The sequence below is a fragment of the Nonomuraea sp. 10N515B genome, assembly GCF_052245915.1.
Lineage (GTDB): Bacteria > Actinomycetota > Actinomycetes > Streptosporangiales > Streptosporangiaceae > Nonomuraea.
This window is the reverse complement of the sequence record NZ_JBQQBQ010000020.1, coordinates 11213-36684: the sequence shown is the minus strand read 5'-3', so window position 1 is coordinate 36684 and position 25472 is coordinate 11213. Positions and strand designations below refer to the sequence as shown.

At 69.9% G+C, this 25472-nt stretch carries 17 protein-coding genes; 9 read left to right on the top strand and 8 right to left on the bottom strand.

Annotated features, from left to right (window positions below; translation table 11 throughout):
• Position 1: 1 nt before the first annotated feature.
• The 3 genes from ACTWQA_RS28060 (at position 2) to ACTWQA_RS28050 (ending at position 3006) form a co-directional block, all read left to right on the top strand.
• Positions 2-784 (top strand): ThuA domain-containing protein, encoded by a 783-nt coding sequence (locus tag ACTWQA_RS28060; RefSeq protein WP_443162059.1) that lies wholly within the window; start codon positions 2-4, stop codon positions 782-784.
• Positions 781-1875 carry a Gfo/Idh/MocA family protein gene (locus ACTWQA_RS28055; protein WP_443162058.1) on the top strand — a complete coding sequence of 365 codons (1095 nt, stop codon included), beginning with the start codon at positions 781-783 and terminating at the stop codon, positions 1873-1875. The genes ACTWQA_RS28060 and ACTWQA_RS28055 overlap by 4 nt, the downstream gene beginning before the upstream one ends.
• 141 nt (positions 1876-2016) lie before the next feature.
• On the top strand, positions 2017-3006 hold the full coding sequence (locus tag ACTWQA_RS28050; protein WP_443162057.1) for a hypothetical protein: 990 nt from the start codon (positions 2017-2019) through the stop codon (positions 3004-3006).
• A gap of 256 nt (positions 3007-3262) precedes the next feature.
• Here the strand turns inward: ACTWQA_RS28050 and ACTWQA_RS28045 are convergent, their stop codons facing one another.
• Positions 3263-3622: an MmcQ/YjbR family DNA-binding protein gene (locus ACTWQA_RS28045; RefSeq protein ID WP_443162056.1), complete on the bottom strand. Its 360-nt coding sequence runs from the start codon at positions 3620-3622 to the stop codon at positions 3263-3265.
• A 158-nt stretch (positions 3623-3780) separates the two neighbouring features.
• Positions 3781-4269, bottom strand: coding sequence for a YcxB family protein (locus ACTWQA_RS28040; protein ID WP_443162055.1), 489 nt, complete (start codon positions 4267-4269; stop codon positions 3781-3783).
• A 273-nt stretch (positions 4270-4542) separates the two neighbouring features.
• Between ACTWQA_RS28040 and ACTWQA_RS28035 the strand changes: the two genes are divergently transcribed.
• Entirely contained in the window at positions 4543-6060 is a 1518-nt protein-coding gene (locus ACTWQA_RS28035) for a phosphodiester glycosidase family protein (RefSeq protein WP_443162054.1), read from the top strand.
• Positions 6061-6129: 69 nt separating this feature from the next.
• Here the strand turns inward: ACTWQA_RS28035 and ACTWQA_RS28030 are convergent, their stop codons facing one another.
• The 3 genes from ACTWQA_RS28030 to ACTWQA_RS28020 all read right to left on the bottom strand — a co-directional run bounded on the left by ACTWQA_RS28030 (position 6130) and on the right by ACTWQA_RS28020 (position 10734).
• Positions 6130-7959: a glycoside hydrolase family 15 protein gene (locus ACTWQA_RS28030; protein ID WP_443162053.1), complete on the bottom strand. Its 1830-nt coding sequence runs from the start codon at positions 7957-7959 to the stop codon at positions 6130-6132.
• A 54-nt stretch (positions 7960-8013) separates the two neighbouring features.
• Positions 8014-9021 carry a zinc-binding dehydrogenase gene (locus ACTWQA_RS28025; protein ID WP_443162052.1) on the bottom strand — a complete coding sequence of 336 codons (1008 nt, stop codon included), beginning with the start codon at positions 9019-9021 and terminating at the stop codon, positions 8014-8016.
• A gap of 174 nt (positions 9022-9195) precedes the next feature.
• Positions 9196-10734, bottom strand: coding sequence for an aldehyde dehydrogenase family protein (locus ACTWQA_RS28020; RefSeq protein WP_443162051.1), 1539 nt, complete (start codon positions 10732-10734; stop codon positions 9196-9198).
• Positions 10735-10799: 65 nt separating this feature from the next.
• On the opposite strand from ACTWQA_RS28020, the gene ACTWQA_RS28015 reads away from it, so the two are divergent.
• Positions 10800-11657, top strand: coding sequence for an IclR family transcriptional regulator (locus tag ACTWQA_RS28015; protein ID WP_443162050.1), 858 nt, complete (start codon positions 10800-10802; stop codon positions 11655-11657).
• Positions 11658-11939: 282 nt separating this feature from the next.
• Positions 11940-13403 (top strand): benzaldehyde dehydrogenase, encoded by a 1464-nt coding sequence (locus ACTWQA_RS28010; protein ID WP_443162049.1) that lies wholly within the window; start codon positions 11940-11942, stop codon positions 13401-13403.
• 40 nt (positions 13404-13443) lie between these two features.
• Here ACTWQA_RS28010 and ACTWQA_RS28005 read toward each other — a convergent pair whose 3' ends face one another.
• The gene (locus tag ACTWQA_RS28005) at positions 13444-14010 is read right to left on the bottom strand and encodes a GNAT family N-acetyltransferase (protein WP_443162048.1); all 567 of its coding nucleotides are present in this window, start codon (positions 14008-14010) and stop codon (positions 13444-13446) included.
• Positions 14011-14397: 387 nt separating this feature from the next.
• On the opposite strand from ACTWQA_RS28005, the gene ACTWQA_RS28000 reads away from it, so the two are divergent.
• Both ACTWQA_RS28000 and ACTWQA_RS27995 read left to right on the top strand, forming a co-directional pair.
• Positions 14398-18300: a metallophosphoesterase gene (locus tag ACTWQA_RS28000; RefSeq protein ID WP_443162047.1), complete on the top strand. Its 3903-nt coding sequence runs from the start codon at positions 14398-14400 to the stop codon at positions 18298-18300.
• Positions 18301-18370: 70 nt separating this feature from the next.
• Positions 18371-19492: a HupE/UreJ family protein gene (locus ACTWQA_RS27995; protein WP_443162046.1), complete on the top strand. Its 1122-nt coding sequence runs from the start codon at positions 18371-18373 to the stop codon at positions 19490-19492.
• 66 nt (positions 19493-19558) lie between these two features.
• On the opposite strand, the gene ACTWQA_RS27990 is transcribed toward ACTWQA_RS27995, so the two are convergent.
• Entirely contained in the window at positions 19559-21322 is a 1764-nt protein-coding gene (locus ACTWQA_RS27990) for a S1 family peptidase (protein ID WP_443162045.1), read from the bottom strand.
• A gap of 59 nt (positions 21323-21381) precedes the next feature.
• Complete coding sequence (locus tag ACTWQA_RS27985) at positions 21382-22473, bottom strand: LacI family DNA-binding transcriptional regulator (RefSeq protein WP_443162044.1); 1092 nt, start codon at positions 22471-22473, stop codon at positions 21382-21384.
• A 256-nt stretch (positions 22474-22729) separates the two neighbouring features.
• On the opposite strand from ACTWQA_RS27985, the gene ACTWQA_RS27980 reads away from it, so the two are divergent.
• Positions 22730-25459 carry an exo-rhamnogalacturonan lyase family protein gene (locus tag ACTWQA_RS27980; RefSeq protein WP_443162043.1) on the top strand — a complete coding sequence of 910 codons (2730 nt, stop codon included), beginning with the start codon at positions 22730-22732 and terminating at the stop codon, positions 25457-25459.
• Positions 25460-25472: the final 13 nt, after the last annotated feature.

Genomic DNA, 25472 nt, shown 5'->3' with positions numbered 1-25472 from the left:
CATGCGACCTCTTCATGTCACCGTGTGGGGTGAGAACCGGCACGAGCAGGCCGAGCCCAGTGTGGCCAAGATCTATCCGGACGGCATGCACAACGCCATCCGCCGCGGCATCGAGGGCTGGCTGGGGGAGAAGGCGACCGTCGCCACGGCCACGCTCGACGACCCCGAGCACGGCCTGACCGAGGAGGTGCTCGCCGGGACCGACGTCCTCACCTGGTGGGGCCACGCCGCGCACGCGGAGGTGTCCGATGAGGTGGTCGATCGGGTGCACCGGCACGTTCTGTCGGGCATGGGCCTGGTCGTGCTGCACTCCGGTCACTGGTCGAAGATCTTCACCAAGCTCATGGGCACCACCTGCACGCTGCGCTGGCGCAGCGCCAATGATCGCGAGCTGGTCTGGACGGTGAACCCGGCCCACCCCATCGCCCGCGGCATCCCCCACCCCATCGAGATCCCCGCCCAGGAGATGTACGGCGAGCAGTTCGACATCCCTGAGCCCGACGAGCTGATCTTCATCAGCTCCTTCACCGGCGGCGAGGTGTTCCGCAGCGGCTGCACCTTCCGGCGCGGCAACGGCAAGATCTTCTACTTCAGCCCCGGCGACCAGGACTATCCGGTGTATCACCATCCGGACGTGCTGCACGTCATCGCCAACGGCGTCGAGTGGGCGGTCGGCGACCGGTCCCGGCGCGAGCTGCCGACCCTGCTGCGCTACGACATGGGCGACTTCTTCAACGGGCACGGCTACCAGGGTGCGATGCACAACAAGGAGAACGCCGAGTGAGCGCTTTCGCCCGCGTCGCCGATCCGGCGCGCCCGCTCCGCGTGGTGCAGGTCGGGGCCGGCGCGATGGGCCTGGCCTGGATGCGTACCCTGACCGCGTCGGACGACGTCGAACTCGTCGGGGTGGCCGACCTCGACGTCGATCGGGCGCAGGCGGCCGTACGCGCCGTCGGCGCCGACGCCAAGGTGGACGTCTCGCTCGGCGGCCTGCTGGCGGCCACCGAGCCGGACGCCGTCGTGAACGTCACCGTCCCGGCCGCCCACGGCGAGGTGAACGTCGAGGCGCTGTTCGCCGGGGTCCCGGTCCTGTGCGAGAAGCCCGCCGCGCCGACGCTGGCCGAGGCGGTCGTCCAGGTCGCCGCCGCTGAGGCGACCGGCCGGCTGCTGATGATCAGCCAGTCGCGCCGCTACTACGCCGCCCTGGCGGAATACCGGCGCCGCTTTGCCGAGCTCGGCACCCCCGGCCTGCTCACCACCGACTTCTTCCGCGGTCCGCGCTTCGGCGGCTTCCGCGACGAGATGGAGCAACCGCTGCTGGTGGACATGGCCATCCACGCCTTCGACGCCGCCCGCTACCTGCTCGACGCGGAGCCGGTCTCGGTCAGTTGCGAGAGCTGGAACCCCGCCTGGAGCTGGTATCGGGGCGACGCCGCGGCGACGGCGACGTTCCTCTTCGACGACGGCACCCGTTACGTGTACACCGGCGCCTGGTGCGCCGACGGGCTGGAGACGTCCTGGAACGGCCAGTGGCGGGCGGCCGGCTCCGGGGGCGCCGCGACCTGGGACGGCGAGGACCGCGTCACCTCCAGCGTGAGCGGCGCGGCGGACGTGCCGCGGGGCGCCAACGAGCAGATCGGCGGCGCGCTGGAGGAGTTCGTGGGGGCGCTGCGCACGGGCGTGGAGCCGTCGGGGGCGATCGCCCGCAACATCATGAGCCTCGCCATGGTCGAGGCGGCGGTGCGGTCGGCGGAGTCGGGGGCGCGGGTCCACCTCGACGCGTTGATGGACCAGGCCCGCCACGACGCGCTGTCCCGTACCGTCCGCGAGGAGATCCGCGCGCGGCTCGAGTCCTGGGAGCCGCGGCGCCGCTGACGGCCTGTTCCCGCAGCACAGAGAGCACGTGGAGGGTGAAGGCCTTGGTCTAGTACGTACGGGCGCGGAGGCCCGGTTCACTCCTATGCCGGATGGCGGTGGGGCCGGAGCAGGGGTGATGGAACACCACACAATGGGGCAATGGCATACCCTCCACAACCTCCCCCGGAAGATCCGTGGGGTCCGCAGGCACAGGGAGCACCGCAGGAGCACCTCCGGCCCGGGTACGGCCAGCCGGGACATGGCCCCCAGCCGCGGCAAGGGGGCCCGCCGGCCGGCTTCGGCCTCTACGGCGGTGCCCAGAGCTCGTACGTCCTGCAGAACCAGTACGGCTCGCAGCACCAATACGGCCACGGCGACCCTTACGGCATGCTCCAGGACCAGTACGACTACGGTCTGCCGCCCAAGCGCAACAGCACGCTGATCATCGGGTTGTCCATCGGCTTGGGCCTCCTCCTCCTGGCCGGCGGCACGGTCGGCGCGGTCTCCTACCTCAACTCCTCCGGCTCCAAGCCCTCCGTCGCCCTGCCGAGCACGGCGGCCCCCACGACGGCACCTTGGCAGTCCGACTCCCCGTCGAAGGAGCCGTCGGACGAGCCCACCGAGCCGGCCGCCGAGCCCACGGGCAGCCCGGCCACCTCGACGAAGGCCCAGCCGGGATCGCCGATCGCCCACACCGAGTTCGACGACTGGAAGTTCGACCTGACCGGCATCAAGTTCGGCGCCAACAAGGTTGAGGGCTGGACGTACGACACCTGCGATCCGGTGGACGGCGAAGGTGTGCTGGCCAGGAACAAGTGCGAGCGCGCCGTCCAGATCGCCTACTCGGCGTACCGTGGGCACCTCAAGGCGGTGCAGGTCATCATGGCGTTCCCCAGCGACAAGGCCGCCAAGGCCACCGCCAACCGGCTGGCGAAGCTCACCTCGAACGCGGTGAACATCCGCCGGGACATGACCCACACCACGTACGCATACGGGAGGATCCGGACGAACGTGGCCAAGAAGTATGTGGTCGCCACGATCGTCACCGCGGACAACACGGCCAAGTCCAAGGCCGACAAGTTCCACCTCTACCTGCAGGCCGACTCCGTCGGCTACTTCCTGCTGCGCGACGTGACCATCACCAGTTGACCGGTTACCGGCCCGGTGTGCGACAGCTTGGACGCGGCGCGGATCGATCCGGTGAACTGCGCCGCGTCGGGAAACACGGGGCCGCCGTGGCGCGCCATCCTGCGAGGGGCACACGTAGTCGCCGATGACCGGCCCCCGTTCGGAGTCCAGCGGCGTGGGCAGCGACGAGCGGCCAGCACCGTCTGCGCCACGATGGCGCGGCGCATTGCCGTGAACGCTCAGGGGTGCTCGTCCGTGTGACGTTGACGCCGTCGCCTCAGACTCGTCCGTCCATGAGGGCGACCAGCCGCTTCGGCGCGATCAGGCGGTAGCTGTCCCTGATCAGCTCGTCGATCTCATCCCAGTCCTGCTCCACGTCGAGCTGGGCGCCGACCCACCCCTTGCCGCCGACGTACGCGGGCACGAAGAAGCGCTCCGGGGCGGACGCCACCAGGGCCTCCTGCACGCCCGGACCGGCCTTGAACATCATCGTCAGCCCGTCCTCGCTGGTCATCAGGAACAGCTTCTCCCGGACCCGGAAGGAGGGCGCCGTGTGACCACCGAACGGCTTCTCGACCACCTCCGGCAGAGACAGGCAGATCTCCCGCAGCCGCGCCCCCATCTCGTCGTCAATCACGCACGGTATCGTACGCCTGTTCTACAACTCTCGGGAAGCCCGGCGCGCGACCTCCGAGCCCTTGGCCGTGGGGTCAGGGGCGGGAGGTGGGGGCGGCGTGCCTGGCCGTCGTCCGGCGGCAGAGATCGCGGTGGCGGACCTGCGCGGATGTGGCGGGTTCAGGAGACCGGGGTGTCCTGACGCGCGGCGAAGAAGGCATCGAGCGCCGCCTGTTGCTCGTCGGTGAAGGCACGGCGGGGGAGGAAACCGGTGAACTGCCTGTTCACGAAGAACAGCCAGAACTCCGGGGTGGTGACGACCGGGCCGAACAGGGACCATCGCGTCGTGGCGGTGGACTGCTCGGTCTCAACCTTGTAGCCGTCGCCGGTCAAGTGAAGTGTGGTGGGCACGCAGAGGAAGGCGAGTCGTCGCCTACGGCGGAGCGACCACGACACCACGAGGGGGGAGACGGCCGCTCCGACGAACATGGCGATGCCGATGGTCACGCTGCCTATCAGGACGCAGAGGAGTCCGCATCCTGCCAGGACCGAGAGCAGGATGGTGAGGAGGGCTCTGAACTGGAGCTTGACGCCTTGCTGGAGGGCCCGGGCCACTTCCTCCGGGGAGGGCTGATACCTGACCGTGAAGTCCACTGCGCATGCCTTCATCTATGAGGGGTGACTCATCATTCACGGTCCTGATCAAGAATTGCAATTCTCACCACCAACGCCGGCCGTTCGGACCCCGTCTGGGCACCGGTCGGTTCGCCGCCGGTGTGGCGGAGCTGTTCACTCGGGTGCTTTGCGGGAATCGTCCCGTGTTCGGTTCCGGGCTATCCGCAAGTCCTTGACTGCCGAGGCACCTAATTCGCTCGTGAAATGAGGACGTACATGCGCCGGAAAAGCTTTTCGGCCTTGGCGGCGGTCGTGACCGTACTGGCTGTGAACGGGCCCGCTGCGGCGGCCACGTCTGAAGACTCCTTCTTCGGTGGAAAGCTGCCGCTGAGCGCGCCGCCGGTGACGACCGCCGTGGCGCCCGGCGTGACGCTGACCTCGATGTCGCTCGGAGCCAAGGATGCCGGCGACTACTGGACCGTCCACGTGTACCTGCCGGGCACGGTCGACGGGCCGCTCAACACGGCCAACACCGCGTTGGGCGCGAAGGAGATCGCCGACTGGGTGGCCGGGGTTGTGCGGCAGAAGGGGTTCGAGCCGCGGATCGAGGAGGTCGCCTCGCCGGCGTTCGCCGATCATCCGGCCGGTACGCTCGGCTGGACCGTAAGGGTCGGGCAGTACGCCACCAGCGCGGAGGCCTCGGCCGCGCTCTCCAAGATCAGGGCGGCCGGTTTCGCCGGGGGCACCCGCTACACCGCGCAGGACGGCATCGACCCCGGCGCGCCCCAGAAGGTGCACGTGCTCCGCGTGGACTTCCGGGAGTTCGGCGGCACGGTCGGCACTGACTTCGGCCCGGCGCTGAACGGCACGGAGAAGCTGACCGACCTTGCCGCCGCGGCGGGCGCGGTGGCCGGGATCAACGCGCAGTGGTTCTACAACAGCGCGCCCGGCGGCATGTACGTCAAGGACGGCAAGCTGATCGGCTCGGCCACGCAGGGCCGGGCCGGAATCAAGATCGCCAGGGGTGGGCGTTCGGTGGACGTGGACACGTACACCGCCCACGTGACCCTGCGCACCGGCCGGGAGAGCGCCGAGATCGACGGTGTCAACCGGGTGCCGGGCGAGATCTGGAACTGCGGCGGCGTCGGCGGCGACCAGCCGACGGAGAAGCCGCAGCACGACCTGAAGTGTACGGACGGCAGCGAGCTAGTGCTGTTCACCCCCGAATGGGGCGCGCCGCCTGCCGGCGCGGGAGCCGAGGTCGTGCTGGACGCGGGCGGCAAGGTGACGGCGGTGAACAGCTCGCGTGGTGCGAGCGTTCCCGTCGGCGGGTCCACCGTGCAGGCCATCGGCGACAGCTCCGCCTGGCTGCTCGAACACGTGAAGGTGGGTGAGCGGGTGCACGTGAGCGAGCGGGTCGAGGACAGCAACGGCGGGCGCGTGGCGCTGACCCCGGACACCACCATCCTCCAGGTCGGGCCCACCCTCGTCAGGGACGGAAAGGTGTCGGTGAACGCGGCGGCCGACGGACTGATCCGCGAGGGCGCCGACCGGACGTTCACCTACAACTGGGCCGTGCGGAGCAACCCGCGGTCGATGGTCGGCATGGACGATCGGGGGCGGCTCATGCTGGTGGTGGTCGACGGGCGGCGGGACGGCTACAGCGAAGGGCTCGGGATCGCGCAGACCGGTGAGCTCATGAAGCTGCTCGGCGCGCGGGAGGCGATGAACCTCGACGGCGGCGGCTCCAGCGTCATGGTGACCTCGGGCGCCGGCATCGTGAACCGGCCCTCCGACGCGACGGGCCAGCGCTCGCTCGGCAACGTCCTCCTCGTTCGCCCATAGCCGACCGGGCGCTCGTCCGCCCGTGGCCGGTCCGGTCGAGCGCCCCGGCCGTCGGCCGCCCAGCATCGATCATGGTGCTGGGCCCGCTGTCGCCCGTGCGAGATTGACGCCGCTGGCGATGACCCCGATGTGGCTGAAGGCCTGCGGGAAGTTGCCCATGAAGGCGCCCGTCGAGGGGTCGATCTGCTCGGGCAGCAGCCCGAGCGGACTCGCCCGGGCGCACAGCGAGGCGTAGAGCTCCTCGGCCTCGTCGATGCGGCCCTGGTAGGTGAGGTTGTCGGCCAGCCAGAAGCTGCACAGCACGAAGGCGCCCTCGTCGCCGGCGATGCCGTCAGGGGAGCTGTCGTGCAGGTAGCGGTAGAGCAGGCCGTCGCCGGCCGACAGACGCTCGGCGATGGCGGCTGCCGTGGCCACCATGCGCGGATGATCGGCGGGGATGACGTACCGCAGGGGAAGCGCGAGCAGGCTGGCGTCCAAGCCGCCGCTGCCGTCGAGATGCTCGGTCAGGGTCTGCGCGTCCTCGTCCCAGGCCTGCTCAAGGATGAGTCGTCGCAGGTCGGCTGCCACGTCTCGCCAGGCTGCGATGGGTCCCGGCAGGCCGAGCCGGTCACCGATCGCGGCCGCACGGTCCAGGGCCACCTGGCACATGCCGGCGGAGTAAGTGAACACCCGGCCGTGGCTGCGCACCTCCCAGATGCCCTGATCCGGCTCCTGCCACGCCGTCGCCGCCGTGTCGGCGAGTTCGGCCAGCTTGGCCCAGAGCTCGGGCTGCAGCTCACTCCCGGTGCGCAGCCACTGGTCGGCGCAGTCGAGCACTTCGCCGTAGACGTCGTGCTGGCGCTGATCCGCCGCGCCGTTGCCCCATCGCACCGGGGCGGAGCGTCGGTAGCCCTCCAATTCGGGGTCTACGACCTCGTCGGGCACCGGGCTGCCGGAGAGGGTGTACATGATCCGCGGCTGCCGGCTCTGCTCGAAGGCGTCGAGGACCCAGCCGAGGAAGGCGTCCGCCTCGCCGGCGAAGCCGATGCGGCGCAGGGCGAACACGGTGAAGGCCGCGTCGCGGATCCAGGTGTAGCGGTAATCCCAGTTACGGACCCCGCCGATCGGCGCGGGCAAGGAGGAGGTGGGGGCCGCGACCAGCGATCCGTTGACCCAGTCGTCGCACAGCTTCAACGTGATCGCGGCACGGCGTACCAATGACTCCTGCGGGCCTTGGTAGGCGAAGTGTTTCATCCAACGGCGCCACGCCTCGGCGGTCCCGCGCAGCATCTCCTCGGCGTCGAACCGGTGATGACGATGAATGCGCCCCCAGGACAACACGAGATCCAGGCGATCGCCCTGTTTGAGCTCGTGGGTGCTGGACAGTCCGTTCAGCGGGCGAGTGGAGCGCAGGTGCAGGCGCAGGTCCGGCCGTCGGGGCACCTGTACGTCCAGCCCGCTGAACAGGGCCCGGGCTTGTCCGCCGCCGCGGGGCTTCACCTCGACGCGCAGGCTGACCTCGCCCGCCAGGACGACGGCCGAACGGACCAACTCGGCCCGGTTGACCGGTGCGTCATCGGTCAGATCGGCGCCAGAGCGCAAGGTCAGGGCATCGGTGATGCGGACCAGGCCTGTGGTGCTGCGGCACTCGGTCGTCAGCACCCCGGTGTCGTCCTCGTAGAGCTGCCGTGCCTCCACCAAGTCCTCCGGCGCGACGGTGAAATGCCCGCCACGCGCGTGGTCCAGGAGGCCGCAGAACAGCGGCTCGGCATCGAAGTGGGGAAGGCACATCCACGGGATGGAGCCGTCCAAGCCGACCAGCGCCACCGTCGCGCCGTCCCCGATGAGGCCGAGGTCCTCCAGCGGCACATAGCCGTCACGCGTGCGAACCGGCCGGAAGGGTGGATCGGGATCGAGCATGCCGCCCCCTGTCTGGCGTGCCGCGGCCACGGCGGCACGAGCCGATACCTGCGCCTAGAACGAGATCAGCGGCTTGATGACGTCGTCGAGTTTCTTGTCCAGGACCTCGAAGGCCCGTTCCATGTCCTCGAAGGCGAACTCATGGGTCGTCATGCGGGTGGGATCGATGCGCTTGGCCTGCAACACCCGCAGCAGCCGCTCCATGCGCAGCCGGCCGCCGGGGCACAACCCCGAGGTGATCGTCTGGTCCGCCATCCCGACTCCCCACTCGACGCGGGGGATGCGGACGAACTCTCCTTCTCCGAAATAGCCGATGTTGGACACCGTTCCACCCGGCTTGGTGATCTTGATGGCGGTCTGGAACGTCGCGTCCATGCCCAGCGCCTCGATGGCGGTGTCGACTCCCTCTCCGTGCGTGAGCTCCATGATCCGCTCGACGACGTCCTCGCGGGTGAAGTCCACGATCTCGTCCACGCCGTACGCGCGTGCGAGCTCCTGCCGCTGCGGTACGGATTCGACCCCGATGACCAGGCCCGCACCGCGTAGCCTGGCCCCTGCCGCGGCCATCATCCCCACCGGCCCCAGAGCCAGAACGGCCACCGTCCCGCCGATCGGGATATTGCCCTTCTCCGCCCCCATGAAGCCGGTGGAAAGCATATCGGCGCAGTAGACGGCCAGGTCATCGGAAATGTCGTCGGGTATTTTCGCCATGTTGGCGTCGGCCTCGTTCACGTGGAAATATTCGGCGAATACTCCGTCCTTGGAGTTCGCGAACTTGAAGCCGCCCAGCGGCATGCCCGACTGTGACGAAAACCCGTTCTGGGAGGCCGGATCGCCCCAATCCGGAGTGATGGAGCCCACCAGGACACGGTCGCCCGGCTGGAAGCCCTTGACGTCGCTGCCCACCTCGTGCACGATGCCCACCGCTTCGTGACCGAGCGTGAGATTCTGCCGCGGGCCGATTCCTCCGGCGACGGTGTGGGAATCCGAGGTGCAGATCAGAGCCTTGGTCGTCCGTACGACGGCGTCGACGGGTCCCGCCCGCGGAATCGGCTTCTCCATGAAACCGACGCTGCCGATTTCCCGCATGACAAACGCCTTCATCACCCTTGTCCCCCCGTTGACGAGCCCCCGTCGTCACCGCAGGCGGCGGCCCCCCAGCCCTCGGCCGGCGATGACAGCGATAGCCCTCTTACCCAGGGAGGCACAGTCGGTAACCGAACCGTCGCTCCTGGATCAGAAGGGGAAGGTGCGGTCCTGGTCGCGCACGGTGATCCACTGGAGTTCGCAGAATTCCTCGGCCGCGAAGCCCAGCCCGAACCGACCCCACCCGCTGTCCTTGACGCCGCCGAACGGCATGTGCGGCTCGTCGTGGACGGGCTGGTCGTTGACGTGGACGATGCCGACGTCGAGGGCGGAGGCCAGGCGCAGGCCGCGGCGGCCGTCGCCGGTGATGACCGAGGCGGCCAGGCCGAAGTCGGAGTCGTTGGCGCGGGCGACGGCCTCCTCCGCGGAGTCGACCGCCTCCAGCACCACCACAGGCCCGAACGTCTCGCCCTGCGCGATCTCGGCCTCGTCCGGAACGTCGGTGAGCACGGTGGCCGGGTAGCACGGCGGTGCGGGGACGCCGCCGGCCAGGACGCGGGCACCGAGACCGACCGCCTCCTTGACGCGGCGGTCGAGAAGGGCCAGGGCCCACTCATTGATCACCGGGCCCACCACGGTCGCCGGGTCGGCCGGGTCGCCCGTCGGCAGCGCCGCGACCTTGGCCGCGAACCGCTCGGCGAACTCCTCGGCCAGCGGCCGTTCGACGTAGATGCGCCTGGCGCACATGCACACCTGCCCCTGGTGCACGAACGCGCCGTAGGTCGCGGCGTTGACCGCGTACTCGAGGTCGGCGTCGCCCGCCACGATGAGCGGGTTCTGCCCGCTGAGCTGGAGCACCACGCGCTTCAGGTGCCGGCCGGCCTTCTCCGCGAGCCGCCTGCCGGTCGGCGTCGAGCCGGTGAAGTTGATCCGCTTGACGAGAGGGCTGGCGAGCAGCGCGTCGGCGACGGCGCCGGCCTCACCGGGGGCGTGGGTGACGACGTTGAACGCCCCGGCGGGCAGTCCTGCCTCCTGGAGGATCTCCGCCCAGAGCGCCCCTCCTGTGTACGGGGACTCCTCCGACGGTTTCAGCACCACGGTGTTGCCGAGCGCGAGCGGCCCGATGCTAGCCCGGCCGGCGAGGGCGAGCGAGGCATTCCACGGCGCGATGGCCGCGACCACCCCCACCGGACGGCGCACGGCCATCGCCTGGGTGCCGGGGGTGTCGGAGGGCAGCAGCTCCCCGGCTGGGCGGTAGGCCAGGTGGGCGGCCTGGCGGAGCAGCTTGAGCACGAACTCGAGCTGCACGCCGCCGAAGTGGCGGCCACAGCCGGTCTCCGCGGCCAGGGCGGCGAGCACCTCGCCGCGGCGGCCCTCCAGCAGGTCGGCCGCCCGCAGCAAGATCCGCTGCCGCTCCACGGGCAGCGTCCGGGCCCAGCCGCCGAATGCCTCGTGCGCGGCGGCGACCGCGCGTTCCGCGTCCTCGCCGTCCCCGGCGGCGACCTCCCCGAGGACCTCTCCTGACCAGGGCGAACGGTTCGGGTAGGTGCGTCCGGAGCCGGGCTCGACCCAGTCGCCCCCGATGAAGTGCCCGATGCGCGGCCTGGGCAGGCCGCTCCGGGCACGCTCCGCTTCCGCCATGGAGCCCCCGATCTGCTTGCTGGGCGTTGTCCGGCCAGAAGCGTTCATGTGATGGGGACTGGCCGTCAACATCGTTCGAATACTTAGAACGATAGGGCCGTATTCTGACGCTCGTGACCGATGACGCCTCCCCACGCCCGCGCCGAGCCCCGGGAGCTCCGGGCCGCACGACGGCCGACTCCTCCGCCGCCTTCTCCGTGTCCCTGGAACGCGGGCTGCGCATCCTGTCCGCCTTCAGCGGGGACCGCTCCGTGCTGGGGATCGCCGACCTCGCGCGGGCCGTCGGGCTCAACAAGAGCACGACCTACCGGTACGTCGCCACGCTGACCAAGCTGGAGTACATCCGGCAGGACCCGGAGACGAAGAAATACTTCCTGGGCCCGCGGGTGGTGGACCTCGGGTTCGCGGCCATCGACTCCATGGAGCTCACCAAGGTCGCCGGCCCCCTGCTCCAGGCCCTGGCCGACGAGACGGGCTGCACCGCCAGCCTGGGGCTGTGCGACGGGCCGGACGTGGTCTACGTGGATCGCAGGCGCAGCAGCCGGCGCAGTTCCCTGGCCATGGACCTCAACCTGCACGTGGGCTCCCGGCTGCCGGCTTACTGCACGTCGATGGGCAAGGTGCTGCTGGCGTACAAGGATCCGGCGGCGCTCAAGCAGATCCTCGACCGCACCGACACGGCCCGCCGCGGGCCCAAGACGATCACCAACAGGGAGCAGCTGATCGCCGCCCTCGCCAAGGTGCGCCAGGGCGGCGTCGCGGTCAACGACGAGGAGCTCGCCCCGGGGCTGCGGTCCTTCGCGGCGCCGGTGCGGGACCGCTCCGGCGAGGTCGTCGCCGCGGTCAACATCGCCGTGCATCTCACCGTCGCCCCGACCACCGTCGACGCGCTGGCCGCCCGCCTCGAACCGGCGCTCCGGCGCACCGCCGCCGAGATCTCCCGGCGCCTCGGCCACCGCCCCCAGCCGTAGTCGGCGTTTCAAAGAGACAAATCGCGTTCGAACCTCCGGAACAGAGTGTTGCTCTGGTGTTAACGGGACCGTACGGTCGGCTCAACTTTCGCCACCCGAGGTTCGTGCGGCTCCCCGGCCACGGAGCGACACCTCCACGGGCGGCATGAACCGCCGTTCCTTCCTGAGTGCGGCCGCTCTGATGAGCACGGTGAACGCCTGCGGCGGACTGCAGCAGCTGCTCGCCGACTAGGGCTCCTGGTACCTCGTCGTACGGACGAAATAGAGAAAGAGGGACCACCTGTGGGACTGCTCGACAGCATCGACTGGCAAGGGAAGATCTTCAAGAGCGGCACGTGGACGGCCGGCTACGGCGGTGACTACGCGGTGGCCGAGCCCGCCACCGGCGGCGAGCTCGGCCGGATGGGCCTGGCGACCTCCCAAGACGTCGCCGAGGCCGCCGTGAGCGCCGCCGAGGCGCAGAAGCACTGGGCCGGGCTGCCGCACACCGCCCGCGCGGCCGTCCTGCGCAAGGCCGGCGACCTGTGGCAGCAGCACGCCGAGGAGATCAGCGGCTGGAACGTCCGCGAGGTCGGCGCGGTCCCGGGCATGGCCGGGTTCGCCCTGCACGTGGCGGCCGAAGAGTGCTACGAGGCGGCCTCGCTGCCCGGCCGGGCGATCGGCGAGCTCCTTCCGTCGGAGCAGCCACGGCTGTCCCTGGCCCGGCGCATACCGGCCGGAGTGGTGGCGGTGATCTCGCCGTTCAACGTGCCGATCATCCTCGGCATCCGGTCGGTCGCCCCGGCGCTGGCGCTCGGCAACGCCGTCATCCTCAAGCCCGACCCGCGCACCGCGGTCACCGGCGGCACGCTGATGGCGCGCGTGTTCGAGGAGGCCGGGCTGCCGCCGGGCGTGCTGCAGATGGTGCCCGGCGGCGCCGACGTGGGCGAGGCGCTGATCACCGACCCGCACGTGCGGGTCATCTCCTTCACCGGCTCCACCCCGGTGGGCCGCCGCATCGGCGAGCTCGCCGGGAAGCACCTCAAGCGCGCCCACCTGGAGCTCGGCGGCAACTCCGCGCTGCTGGTGCTGGACGACGCCGACGTGGACGCGGCGGTGAACCTGGCCGCCTGGGGCTCGTTCTTCCACCAGGGCCAGATCTGCATGACCACCGGCCGCCACCTGGTCGCCGACCGCCTCTACGACGACTTCGTCGAGCGGCTCGCCGCCAAGGCCGACGCTCTCCCGGTCGGTGACCCGGCCACCGGCCAGGTGGCGCTCGGCCCGGTGATCGACGCCGGCCAGCGCGACAAGATCCACCATCTGGTGACCGCGAGCGTCGGCCAGGGCGCGAGGCCAGCCGCCGGCGGGACGTACGAGCGGCTCTTCTACCGGCCGACGGTGCTGGCCGACGTCCCGCTGACCGCGCCCGCGTTCGCCGAGGAGGTCTTCGGCCCCGTCGCGCCGGTCACCCGCGTCTCCTCGGCCGAGGAAGCCGCCAAGCTGGCCGCGACCAGCGAGTACGGCCTGTCGCTCGGCATCGTGACCCGTGACGTGATGCGCGGCCTGGCCGTCGCCGAGCAGATCCCGACCGGGATCGTGCACATCAACGACCAGACCGTCAACGACGAGGCCAACGCCCCGTTCGGCGGCGTGCGCGCCTCCGGCACCGGCTCCCGCTTCGGCGGGGCGGCGGCCAACATCGAGGCGTTCACCGAGACCCGCTGGATCACCATGCGGGGGGAGCCGCCGCAGTACCCGTTCTGACGGAGCCGGTGCGGCACGGCGTTGTAGTAGCGGCCCGGCTCTACCGGGAAGAGGTGTCCCGGGCCGCTCGCCACTCCGGTGCGAGCACTGACCAGACCTCCATGTCGTACCGCTTCCCCCGAAGCAGGTGGCTCTCGCGGAGCACGCCGTCCTTCGTCATCCCGAGTCGCCTGGCCACGGCGATGCTGGCCGCGTTCTCCGCCGCGACCTGCCACTCCACGCGATGGATGCCTCGCTCTTCGACGGCCCAATCGATGATCACGCGCACGGCCCTGGTGACCAGACCCTTGCCCGCCGCCGACGGCTCCAGCCAGCAGCCCGCTTCGGCGGTGCCGTGCTGGACGTCCATCGTCCGGAAGAGGACTCCGCCGACCAGCTTGCCGTCCGTCCAGATGCCGTAGATCCGCCCCAGGTCGGCCGCCGCCTTGTCCGCGTACGACTGGAGGAACGAGCGGCTCGACGTCAGGTCCGAGACCACCTCCGGCAGCCGGACGTATCGCCCGATGAACTCCCGCCCCCGGTCGATGTGGGCGAGAAACTCCTCGGCCTGCCACGGCTCGAGCGGGCGCAACTCGGCGCCGTCATCGCCCAGCGGTATCGCGTACATCGTCCCCCATCCCTGCAGAAATCAGACGCATTGCGCAGGGATCTTCTCATAGACCGCATCAGCGACACCGGTACATATTGACCAGGATCCGGCGCAGGTAGGCGTCGGGATCGCTGCTTCGTCCTGGGTTGACCGGGAACCAATGGAGATTTCCGGGTTGCCGCGTGCAGTGCCCGGTTGTTCCCGTCCTGTAACGGATGACCAGAATGAGTTGATCGTTCCTCGTCCCTTCAGCCTCTGGACGCACACCGTTCACTCGTGCACTCGAGGGTGTCCGCCCGGAGGGCAAGCCGCCCGACGACAAGCCACTTGGCACGTAAATAGAAGGGACCGCACCCGATGCAGCAAGAGTTACTGGGTGCCTTACGGAGGCGAGGACGTCTCGGTATGGTCGCCGTGGTCGCGGTGCTGCTGGCGAGCAGCCTCGTGACGGCGGCGTACGCCGACCCAGGAGGGCAGGATCGGGGACGGCCCACCCCGACGCCGACCAGCTCCCCGAGCCCCCCGACGCTCACCCCCGCCGGCGGTTCCTACCTGGAGGGCACGGTGAAGGTCGCGGCGGTGCCGGCCGCGGCCGGTGACAGCGTCGCGAAGCTCGACATCGACGGCACCGCGCTCAACGCCACCCGGACCTTCGGCGTCTCCAAGCTCAGCTTCGACGTCGGCTCGAACTCGACCTCGGCGCTGTACCACAACTACGTGCTCGTCAACGGCGCGTACCGGAGCGACATCGGCGACCACGTCAACGAGCGGGCGACCATCGAGATCCCGAACGAGCACCTCGTCAAGGGCGAGAACACCGTCGAGATCGTCGTCGGCGCCATCGCGTCCTCGTGCGGGCTCAACTACGACGACTTCCTGCTGTCTGACGTGGGACTCGAACTGCTCGGCGAGGTCGCGGACGGCGAGGACAACCCCTACACCCTCGCCTTCGGCGACGGCGATTGCGGCACGAACACCTCGCTGCTGAAGCGCGCCACGCTCAAGTTCTTCGTCCTGGGAGACCCGCAGGGCACCACGGGTCTGGCCGCGGACGTGGACACCACGACGCTGGCCAACGGCGAGCACGCCATCACCGCCACGACCGCGGCAGGGGTGACGGTCAAGAACACCGTGACCGTGAACAACGCCCCCGCCGGCGCGCCGCGGCTGCTGCCCACGGACGGCACGCTCGTGGCCGGCACCAAGCCGGTCTTCGCGAACGTCCCGGCCGCCGGCGAGGGCGGTGTCAAGTCCCTCGCCGTCGATGGCAAGGAACCCGCCACGAAGGCCACCCTGGGCAACGGCGCCGCGATGCTCGCCTTCGACGTCGGCGCGGACTCGATCGATGACAGGTACGACAACTTCCTGCTCGTCAACGGCAAGCGCATCGACCTGGGCGGCTCCTGGGCGAGCCGGCGCGTGACCGTCGCGGTCCCGGCCCGGTTCCTGGCGCCCGGCGACAACACGATCAAGGTCGTCACCGGGGACTACCGGCAGACGTGCGGCAATGACCGCGACGACTTCGCGATCTCGAACCTCGCGCTCACTCTCGACGGCGCCACTGTGACCAGCCAGGACATCAAGCCGGCGTACGAGATGGGCGACGGCGCCTGCGGCAGCAGCCAGGCCGCGCTGCGCGAGGCAGAGCTGCGCTACACGATCGACGCCCCCGCGGTGCACCTCCTCGAAACGCTCGGCTCGGGCAACGCCACCCTCAGCTTCAACGTGGGCGCCAACGCGATCGAGGCCCGCTATCAGAACTTCGTGCTCGTCAACGGACAGAAGATCGTGCTCGACGGCGACTTCCTGAGCCGGCGCGTCGACTTCACGATCCCGAACGAGTACCTCGTGCCCGGCTGGAACACGATCGACTTCGTGACCGGCACCTTTCCGACGTCCTGCGGCAACAACCGCGACGACTTCACGATCTCGAACATCGTCCTCACCCCGGCGCAGGGCACGGCGGCCGGCCAGATGCTCAAGACCTCGTACGGTATGGGCGACGGTAACTGCGGAGACAACGTCAACCCGCTGAGGGAGATCGACCTCGAGTTCCTCGTGACCGCGCCGGCCCGTGGCCTGCGCGCGGACCTCGACACCACCAAGCTCGAGGACGGCAAGCACACCATCGCCGCGGTGTCGACCACCGGGGAGACCGCCACCCGGCTCCTGATCAGCGACAACACGGCCCCGAAGATCGCCCAGAGCGTCCCGGCGGCGGACGAGAAGATCACCGCCACGGTCGTGCTGGACGTCAAGCTGGAGGACGCCAACGGCGTCGTGTCCGGGCCGGACGTCAAGCTCAACGGCCAGCCGATCGCGCTGGGCGCCAAGGTGGGGCCGGGCCTGCGGGCCGGCAAGCACACGCTCGCCGTGACCGGCGCCGACGGCCTCGGCAACACCGCGACCCGCGAGATCGTGTTCGAGTCCGCGGGCATCCCGGACGTTCCCGCCGAGCTGTCCCCGGCGTTGGGCGCCCTCGACGTGTCGGCCCCCGTCAAGCTGTCGGCGAAGGTGGCCGAACCCGACGGCGGCCAGGTGACGGCGACGTTCTCCGAGGCCAAGATCCTGACCCCGAACCAGGTGTTCCAGGGCACGGCCCAGTCCGTCCCCACGACCCTGCGGGTCCCCGGCGAGAAGCAGGTCAAGGGCGACGGGCTCGAGCCTGCCGACGGTAGGACGCTCGACGCGCCCGGCGGGCAGGACCTCACCTACCAGCGGTACGACATCCAAGTGAAGGGCCACGTGGACTCCCCGGTCCTGCGCTGGGAAGGCGCCATCGACCCCGAGCGCCTGGCGTCGTTGCGGGTGTGGAACACGAAGAGCAAGGCATGGGACCTGCTGACCAGCGCCCGCGGCGCGGCCGAGGGCAAGACCGTGCTCAGCGCCGTCGTCGACGCGGACTACATCGACAGGCAGCAGGTCCACGTCATGGTGACGGGAGAGGACCCGTTCGCCGACGACATCGAGCCCGGCGACCCGAACGGCTTCGCCGACCCCGCCACGTACGACTTCTCGATCGCGCACTTCACCGACACGCAGTACATCTCCGAGGGCGCGGTCGAGCAGGAGAGCGCCGAGGAGCGCGCGGTGTGGGAGTCCGCGTACGCCGGCATCGTCAACTGGATCAAGGACAACAAGGACCAGCGCAAGATCTCGTACGTCGCGCACACCGGCGACATCATCGAGAACAACATCCGCAAGCCCGCCGACGAGGCCATGCAGCGCCAGGTGACCGGCGAGTTCGAGGTGTCCTCGAGGCAGCAGCGGGTGCTGGACGACGCGAAAATCCCGAACGGTGTGGTCGCCGGCAACCACGACAACCAGTCGGGCACCGAGAACGGGCCGGAGGCCATCTACAACAAGTACTACGGCCCCAACCGGTACCAGGACGCCTCGCAGGGCTGGCAGCACGCCGAGTACGGCGGGCCGTGGAAGGAAGGCGACAACCAGAACCACTACGACCTGTTCTCCGCCGGAGGCCTGGACTTCGTCGTGGTCGGCCTGTCGTACGGGGTGACGAGGGAGGAGGCCGAATGGGCCGACTCCGTCTTCAAGAAGTTCGCCGGCCGCAACGGCATCCTGCTCTCGCACGACTACATCGTGCCGAGCAGCAATGCCGACGGACGCGGCGCCGGGTTCTCCGCGCCCGACGGCTCGGTGTTGTACAAGACGGTGGTCGAGAAGAACCCGAACGTCTTCCTCATCCTCGCCGGGCACGAGCACGGCGTGGGGACCAACGTGAAGCCGAAGGTCGGCCAGGTCGGCAACGGCGTGGTCGAGCTGCTGGCGGACTACCAGTTCTACACGGTGTCGGCCGACCGTCTCGGGCTCACCGAGATCGGCGGCTACAAGCCGGACGACCAGCTGCAGTTCGGCGCGAGCTTCCTGCGGCTGCTGCAGTTCAACGTCAAGCGGGCGGAGGTGAGCGTGGACACCTACTCTCCGCTGCTCAACGACTTCGGTGCCACCGAGTTCGACCCGAGGCGCCGCTACAACGGCCTCGAGGACAACATGGTGCTGCCGGTCGACCTCACCTCCCGCACGACGACCTTCCAGACCGACTCCCTGGCGCTCTACGAGCCCACCCGGATCATCGGCAAGAGCACGGTCGCGTCGGGTCAGGTCGCCTCGGTGACCTGGGACCGCCTCAAGGACAACACGGCCTACGCCTGGTTCGTCACGGCCCGCTCCACCGGCGGCGGCGTGACCGCCTCCGAGCCGAGCGTCTTCGTCACCAAGGACGAGCACGGCCGCCCCGGCACGTGGGGGCCTGACTCGCCGATGTACGGCTGGTTCAAGCGCTGACCCATCGCCGCCGTCCCGGACGCCGAGACCGGGGCGGCGGCCCTGATCCCCGAATCTGGAGAAACGAGACATGCCCTGCTGGCGCCGGCTGTCCGCCGTGGTCCTCGCCGTCATCGCCGGCGTCCTGGTGCTCTCCGCTCCGGCGGCGGCGCACGACGCGACCACGAAGGCCCACGCCGAGGTGACCGGCGCGGGCGCGAACGTCAAGGTCGTGCTCGATCTCGAGTACGACCTGCTCATGAAGTCGGCCTGGCTCTACGCCGAGGCCTACGAGGCGAAGGAGCGGCCCGAGCAACTTCGCCAGCTCACGATCAATCGCGACGCCGTGACCGAGTACGTCTCGGAGCGCTTTGCCGTGGCGTACGACGACAAGGCCTGCACGCCCACGATGGCCGGCGACGCGGACGTGCGCCTGCGCGGCAAGGCGGCCTTCGCGGTGCTGACCTTCTCCTACGCCTGCGGTGGCGAGGGCGGGGGAGCGCATGCGATCTCGAGCGCGCTGTTCCCCGACGCCGAGACCTTCGTCCACAGCACCGAGACGATCGTCCGCTACGACCTCGACGGCGAGAAGGGCTCCGCGGTCCTGGTCGCCGCGAGCCCCACGGTGCGAGTCGGCGAGCATGACCTGTGGCAGCAGGCCGGGGAGTTCTTCCTGCTCGGCGCCGAGCACCTGGTGTTCGGCCTCGACCACATCCTCTTCCTGCTCGCCCTGCTCATCGGCGCGCGCGGTCTCCGCGACGTCGTCATCACGGTCTCCGCCTTCACGGCCGCCCACAGCATCACGTTCCTGCTGGCGGCGATGGGAGTCGTGGACGTGCCCGGTGAGATCGTCGAGCCGGTCATCGCGGTGTCGATCATCGTCGTGGCGCTCGCCAACCTCCTGGGCCGCGAGGCGGGTCGGCTGGGCAGGTGGCGGCTGCCGGTCGTCTTCGCCTTCGGCCTGATGCACGGGCTGGGCTTCGCGGGCGCGCTGGACATCGACCAGAGCGGGTCCTGGGAGCTGCTTCTGTCGCTCCTGAGCTTCAACGTCGGCATCGAGGTGGCGCAGCTCGCGATCATCGCGGGGCTCTTCCCGCTGCTGGCGCTGCTGCGCCGGACGCCGGCGGCCCGCTGGGCCGTGGTCGTGATGTCGGTCCCGATCGTGGCGGTCAGCCTGTACTGGTTCTTCGACCGGGTTCCGCTGCCGCTCTGACTCACCTCGCCACTCACGCTCCGCTGACCCGGCCTGGGAGCCCTGGCGGTTGTCAGGGCTCCCAGCTCAGGCGTTCCTGTCGTCCGGCGGAGGCATGAACTGGCCGTAGCGGACGGCGCGGGTCTGGTCCCCGAGGGGCGCCTGGCCCTGCGGGGGTGCGGGGTGTCCGTACTGGCCCGGTCCGTACTGGGCGTTGCCGTTGTGCGGGGCCGATCCGTACGGGGCGTTGCCGTGGTGCGGGGCCGATCCATAGTGCGCGGCTTCGTTGCCACCAGCGCCATAGCCCTGCCCGTAGGCACCCTGCACCGGAGGCGACACCTGGGCCTGGCCCGCCGGAAGCTGCTGCCACGGGGGCGGCGGCACCGCGCCGTACGAGGGCGGGGCGAAGGACGGCTCGGGGCGCCGGCGCCGGCGTCGGCGCAGGACGCTGACCAGCACCAGAGCGATCACGATGGCGACCAGCACGCCGGCCCCGATCAACACCCACACCAGGATCGACTTGGGCGTCTCGTCCTTGCCCGCGGAGATGGCCTGCTGGGTGTCGCTGATGTACTTGGTCACGTACGGGTGGTTCGGGAACAGCGCCTGCACCTCACGGAACTTCGGCAGCGCGGCCGAGTAGTGGTGCCGGAAGAAGTCGTTCAGCGCCTCGTTGTACCGGGTCGTCGTGATGGCCTGGGCCGGCTTGATGTTCTTCTCGCCGAGCTTCTCCTTGATGATGCCGACGGGCAGGACGAAGCTCTCGCTCTCGGAGGCCTCGCCGCCCTCGCTCACCGTGCCGGCGATCAGCATGCCGATGACCTTGCCGTCCTTGCTGAACACCGGGCCACCGGAGTTGCCCTTGTAGGAAGGCGCCTGGGTCTGGATGTACGGCACACCGGTCTGCGTGGTGCGCTTGGCGTTGTACGGGCCCTCGGTCAGCGCCGGCTCCAGCTTGGACTCCAGGCTGAAGAACGGCGTGTTCGTGACCAGGCCGGGAAAGCCGCTGATGTACAGCGTGTCGCCGGTACGCACGTCGGCGTCGTCACCGAGCGGCACGGTCGGCAGGTTCTGCTGCCCGTTGACCTTGAGCAGCGCGAAGTCCTTACCGGGGTAGCTCTCGCCCACCGACACCAGCTCGGCCGGGACCGCCTTGGCGGTCTTGTCCACGCCACCGCCGGGCAGGCTCTGCATCACATTCAGGCTCTGCTTCAGGCCGCTGAGCTTCATGTTGTTCGTGTTGAACGTGATGTAGATCTGCTGCGCGAGCTTGAGGATCTCTTCGTCGGCCGCGAGGTCGCCCAGGCCGTTGATGATCTCCTTGGCGTCCTGCTCGTTGAACTTCTTCAGCGCCTGCTGCGCGAACAGCTGGCTGAGCTCGGTCTCGCCGACCTGGACGCAGTGTGCTCCGGTGACCATGTAGCCATCGGGAGTGACCCACCAGCCGGTGCACATGCCGCCGACCTCGGCGTCGACCGTACGCTCGGGGGTGGCCGCGGAGACGTAGGTGTCCACGTTGGCCGCGATCTGCTGGAATATCCACTTGGCGATGCTGCGCTCGTCCGAGGAGATCTTGCCCGCCGTCACGGCCTCGACGGCCTGCTGACTGAGCTGCTCGATCTGAGCCTGGTTGATCGTGTTGGACGGCACGGAGACCGTCGCGGTGTAGGTGAAGGTGGTCAGCTGGACCGCCGGCTGCGTGCGCGCCGCGAGCCAGGTGCCGACGGGCACGTCGGGCCGCTCGTCGGTCGCGGGGTCGGCCGCCGCGGGTGAGGCGGGCAACGCGACCGCCATCACGATCGCCGCGACGGCGGTGATCTTGGCAAGCCTTTTTCTGAATTTTCCGTCCACAGCCCGAAATGGTGGAGGACGGCTCTTGTGGGTGGCTTGGAGCCGACTGGGTGCTGGCGTCAAGCCAAGGGAAGGTCTGCCTGGTTCCTGAGGGGGCGGACCGAGTCGCGGACGATGATGTGGGTGCCGAGCAGGACGTGCTCGGCCATGCCCGACCGGTCCTGCGCGCGTTCGAGGGCCAGGCGTACGGCGGTGCGGCCCAGCTCCTCGTGCGGCACGTGCACGGTGGTGAGGTCGATGTCGGCGGCCGGTGGCAGGTCGTCGAAGCCGACCATGGACACGTCGTCGGGAACACGCAGCCCGTGCTCGCGCAGCGCCTGGCGGGCGCCTGCCGCGATGAGGTCGTTGCCGGCGAAGACGGCCGTGAAGTCGCGTGGCCCGGCCGCGAGCCGTTCGCGGACCATGCGGTAACCCTCCTGCCGCTCCATCGTGCCCTCGACCTCCAGGCTGGGATCGTGCGGCACGCGGTGGTCGGCCAGGGCGTTGCGGTAGCCGGTGATGCGGCTCTCCGGGGTGGTGTAGCCGTCGCGCCGGCCGAGGAACAGGATGCGCCGGTGCCCTGCCGACAGCAGGTGGCTGGTGATGGCGTACGCGCCGCCGGTGTTGTCGTACTCGACGACGAGGGCGGGCACGCCGGGGCCCAGCGGCGGGCGCCCGCACAGGACGAGCTGCGAGCCGGCGAGCGCCAGCGCGCGGGCGTATTCGGCCATGCGCCCGCGATAGGCCTCGTCGTTGACGACGTTGCCGACGAGGATCACGCATTCGGCGTGCTCCTGGCGCATGAGCTGCACGGTGGCGAGCTCGCGCTCCGGGTCGCCGCCGGTGGTGCCGACGATGCACAGCTTGCCTTCGAGCGCGGCCTGAGCGTGCACGCCCTGCGCGACGTGGGCGTAGTGCGGGGAGACGACGGAGTTGACGATGATGGCGACGCTGCGACTGCTCGCGCCGGCCAGTCCGCGGGCGTTGGCGTTGGCCACGTAGTCGAGCTCGCGGACCGCGCGCATGACCTTGCTGCGGGTGGCGGGTGCGCTGGGGTAGGTGCCGGACAGGATCCGGGAGACCGTGGCGACGGACACGCCCGCGTGCGCGGCCACGTCGCGGATCGTCGTGGGCCGCCGCCCCTCGTCACCGGACGCCGCACGCCGGGCCATCCCACCTCCTGAAACGTGGGGGTAAACCGCTTTCATGCGATGGTTCCGTCTCGCCGCAGGCGTGTCAAATCGCTGCTCGCAGGCATGCAGGCCAGCAGGGGTGCGCTCGGTTTGCCGCAGGTCGTCGATGCAAACGCATCCCATGGTTGCAGCGGGCTCTTGACAGCCACTACAGCTCATGCTGCGATCTGCCCTTAGTAAACGGTTTAACAACGCGCCGTTTCATCGCTGTTACGCCTACCGAGTGGAGCCCCCCATGGCGATGATGTCCCGACGAAACCTTCTCCTGAGCGCGGCGGCGGTCGGAGCCGCCGGGCAGGTCGGCGGGACGGCGGGACCGGCGCGTGCCGAGGCCGTGCAACCGGCGACGGCGAGCGGCGCGCTCGACGACGGCGTCCAGCTCCGGTGGCTGGAAGGCGGCGTGCCCCGGCAGCTCGCCGCCGGGTCCACGTGGGGCGTGCCGTGGCCGAAGGGCACCGTGCCCAAGGACCAGGCCTTCGCGTTGCGGACCGCCGCGGGGCAGCAGGTGCCCCTGCAGACCTGGGCCACCGCGTACTGGCCGGACGGGTCGCTCAAGTGGACCGCGCACGCCATCGGAGCCGAGGTCGCCCCGGCCGAGCAGTACGTGCTCACTGCCGGACAGCCGGCCGCGCCCGCGGCGGCCGTGACGGTCAAGAACGGCGACGACCAGATCGAGGTGAGCACCGGCGTCATCCGGTGCCTGATCCCGAAGAAGGGCAACCGGCTGGTGAGCGCCATCCTGCGCGGCGAGCGCGAGATCGCCCGCGACGGCGAGCTCGTCTGCCTGCGACAGAGCGAGCCCGGGGACGACGAGGGCGGCTCGGTGAAGCAGGAGAGGTTCACCGGCCGGACGGCGAAGGTGACGGTCGAGCAGTCCGGCCCGGTCCGCGCGGTGGTCAGGATCGAGGGCGCGCACCGGCACGGCAACCGGTCCTGGCTGCCGTTCACCGTGCGCCTGTACTTCTACGCCGGCAGCGACGGCATCCGCGCGGTGCACAGCTTCGTCTACGACGGCGACGAGAAGGAGGACTTCATTCGCGGCCTCGGCATCCGGTTCAAGGTGCCGATGCGCGACGAGCTGTACAACCGGCACGTGCGCTTCGCCGGACCGGGCGACGGCGTGCTCGCGGAGGCGGTGCGTGGCATCACCGGCCTGCGCCGCGACCCCGGCGCCGCAGTCCGCCAGGCGCAGGTCGCCGGGAAGGCCACCCCGCCGGTGGCGACCTGGGACACCCGGGTCAGCTCCCGCTTGCACCTCATCCCCGCCTTCGGCGACTACTCGCTGCGCCAGCTCACCGCCGACGGCTTCCAGATCCGCAAGCGGACCAAGAGCGGCCACGGCTGGATCCCGGTGGACGCCGGCGGCCGGGCCGGCGGTCTCGGGTACGTCGGTGGTCCCACCGGCGGCTTCGCCTTCGGCATGCGCAACTTCTGGCAGCTGCACCCCACCCAGCTCGACATCCGCGGCGCGGCGAGGGAGAACGCCGAGGTCACCGTGTGGTTGTGGTCGCCCGACGCCGGGCCCATGGACCTGCGGTTCTACCACGACGGTATGGGCCAGGACACCTACGCCGAGCAGCTCGAAGGGCTGGAGATCACGTACGAGGACTACGAGCCGGGCTTCGGCACCCCGTACGGCATCGCGCGCACGACGGAGCTGATGTTCTGGGCGCTGGAGGCCACCCCGGCCGCCGAGAAGGTGGCGGAGCTGGCCGAGGCGGTGCAGACGCCGCCGCTCGTCGTCGCGCCGCCCGCGCACCTGCACGCGGCCAAGGTGTTCGGCGACTGGTCGCCGGTCGACCGCTCCACCCCCGCCAAGGCCCGCATCGAAGACCGGCTGGACTTCCTGTTCGACTTCCACAGCGAGCAGGTCGAGCAGAGATCCTGGTACGGCTTCTGGGACTACGGCGACATCATGCACAGCTACGACCCCGACCGGCACGTCTGGCGTTACGACATCGGCGGCTACGCCTGGGCCAACTCCGAGCTGTCACCCGACCTGTGGCTCTGGTACCACTACCTGCGCACCGGCAAGGCCGAGGCGTTCCGCTTCGCCGAGTCGATGACCCGGCACACCGGCGAGGTCGACGTCTACCACCTCGGCAAATGGCGGGACCTGGGGACCCGGCACGGGGTGCAGCACTGGGCCGACAGCGCCAAGCAGCTGCGCATCAGCACCGCCGGCTACCGGCGGTTCATGTACTTCCTCACCGCCGACGAGCGCATCGGCGACCTGATGCACGATCTCGTGGACTCCGACAAGACGTTCCTGGTGCTGGACCCCATCCGCAAGATCCGCACGGGCCCGTACGAGCCGGACCCGCACGCCCTGTCCGTCGGCACCGGCACCGACTGGAGCGGCCTCGCCCTGGCCTGGCTGACCGAATGGGAGCGCGGCGGCGACCCGGTCGCCAAGGAGAAGCTCCTGAACAGCATGCGCTCCATCGCCGCCATGCCCAACGGCTTCGCGCGCGGCGGCGGCCTGTACGACCTCGACAACGGCACCTTCAAGCCCACCGAGCCCGCCGTCAGCGTCGGCTCGCTCGGCTCGGTGTTCGGGCTGGTCGAGGTGTGCAGCGAGGTCATCCACCTGACCGGGGACGAGGCGTTCACCAAGGCGTGGCTGCAGTACTGCCGCCTCTACAACGGCACCGCCGCCGAGCAGCAGGCGGAGACCGGGCAGTCGTGGGGCAACCTGAACCTGCGCCAGGCCCACTCCCGGCTCACCGCCTACGCCGCCGCCAAGCTCGGCGACGCGACCCTGGCCGCGCGGGCGTGGAAGGAGTTCGACACCGGCCACGCCGGATACCCCAAGACTCTGGAGTTCAAGGCGGTGCGCGTGGAGGGCTCGAAGGTGCTCAAGCCGGTCGACGAGACCAGCTTCGCCTCGACCAACGCCTCCTCGCAGTACGGCCTGGCCGCCATCCAGTGCCTCGCCCTCGTGGGCGACCACCTTCCCGCTTAATCCGGCACGTCCA

What these genes read in the sequence shown, in the direction of transcription:
- ACTWQA_RS28060 (WP_443162059.1), top strand. Translation starts at nt 2, where the DNA reads ATGCGACCTCTTCATGTCACCGTGTGGGGTGAGAACCGGCACGAGCAG.
- ACTWQA_RS28050 (WP_443162057.1), top strand. Translation starts at nt 2,017, where the DNA reads ATGGCATACCCTCCACAACCTCCCCCGGAAGATCCGTGGGGTCCGCAG.
- ACTWQA_RS28040 (WP_443162055.1), bottom strand. Translation starts at nt 4,269, where the DNA reads ATGAAGGCATGCGCAGTGGACTTCACGGTCAGGTATCAGCCCTCCCCG.
- ACTWQA_RS28030 (WP_443162053.1), bottom strand. Translation starts at nt 7,959, where the DNA reads ATGCTCGATCCCGATCCACCCTTCCGGCCGGTTCGCACGCGTGACGGC.
- ACTWQA_RS28025 (WP_443162052.1), bottom strand. Translation starts at nt 9,021, where the DNA reads ATGGAGAAGCCGATTCCGCGGGCGGGACCCGTCGACGCCGTCGTACGG.
- ACTWQA_RS28020 (WP_443162051.1), bottom strand. Translation starts at nt 10,734, where the DNA reads ATGAACGCTTCTGGCCGGACAACGCCCAGCAAGCAGATCGGGGGCTCC.
- ACTWQA_RS28005 (WP_443162048.1), bottom strand. Translation starts at nt 14,010, where the DNA reads ATGTACGCGATACCGCTGGGCGATGACGGCGCCGAGTTGCGCCCGCTC.
- ACTWQA_RS28000 (WP_443162047.1), top strand. Translation starts at nt 14,398, where the DNA reads ATGGTCGCCGTGGTCGCGGTGCTGCTGGCGAGCAGCCTCGTGACGGCG.
- ACTWQA_RS27995 (WP_443162046.1), top strand. Translation starts at nt 18,371, where the DNA reads ATGCCCTGCTGGCGCCGGCTGTCCGCCGTGGTCCTCGCCGTCATCGCC.
- ACTWQA_RS27985 (WP_443162044.1), bottom strand. Translation starts at nt 22,473, where the DNA reads ATGGCCCGGCGTGCGGCGTCCGGTGACGAGGGGCGGCGGCCCACGACG.
- ACTWQA_RS27980 (WP_443162043.1), top strand. Translation starts at nt 22,730, where the DNA reads ATGGCGATGATGTCCCGACGAAACCTTCTCCTGAGCGCGGCGGCGGTC.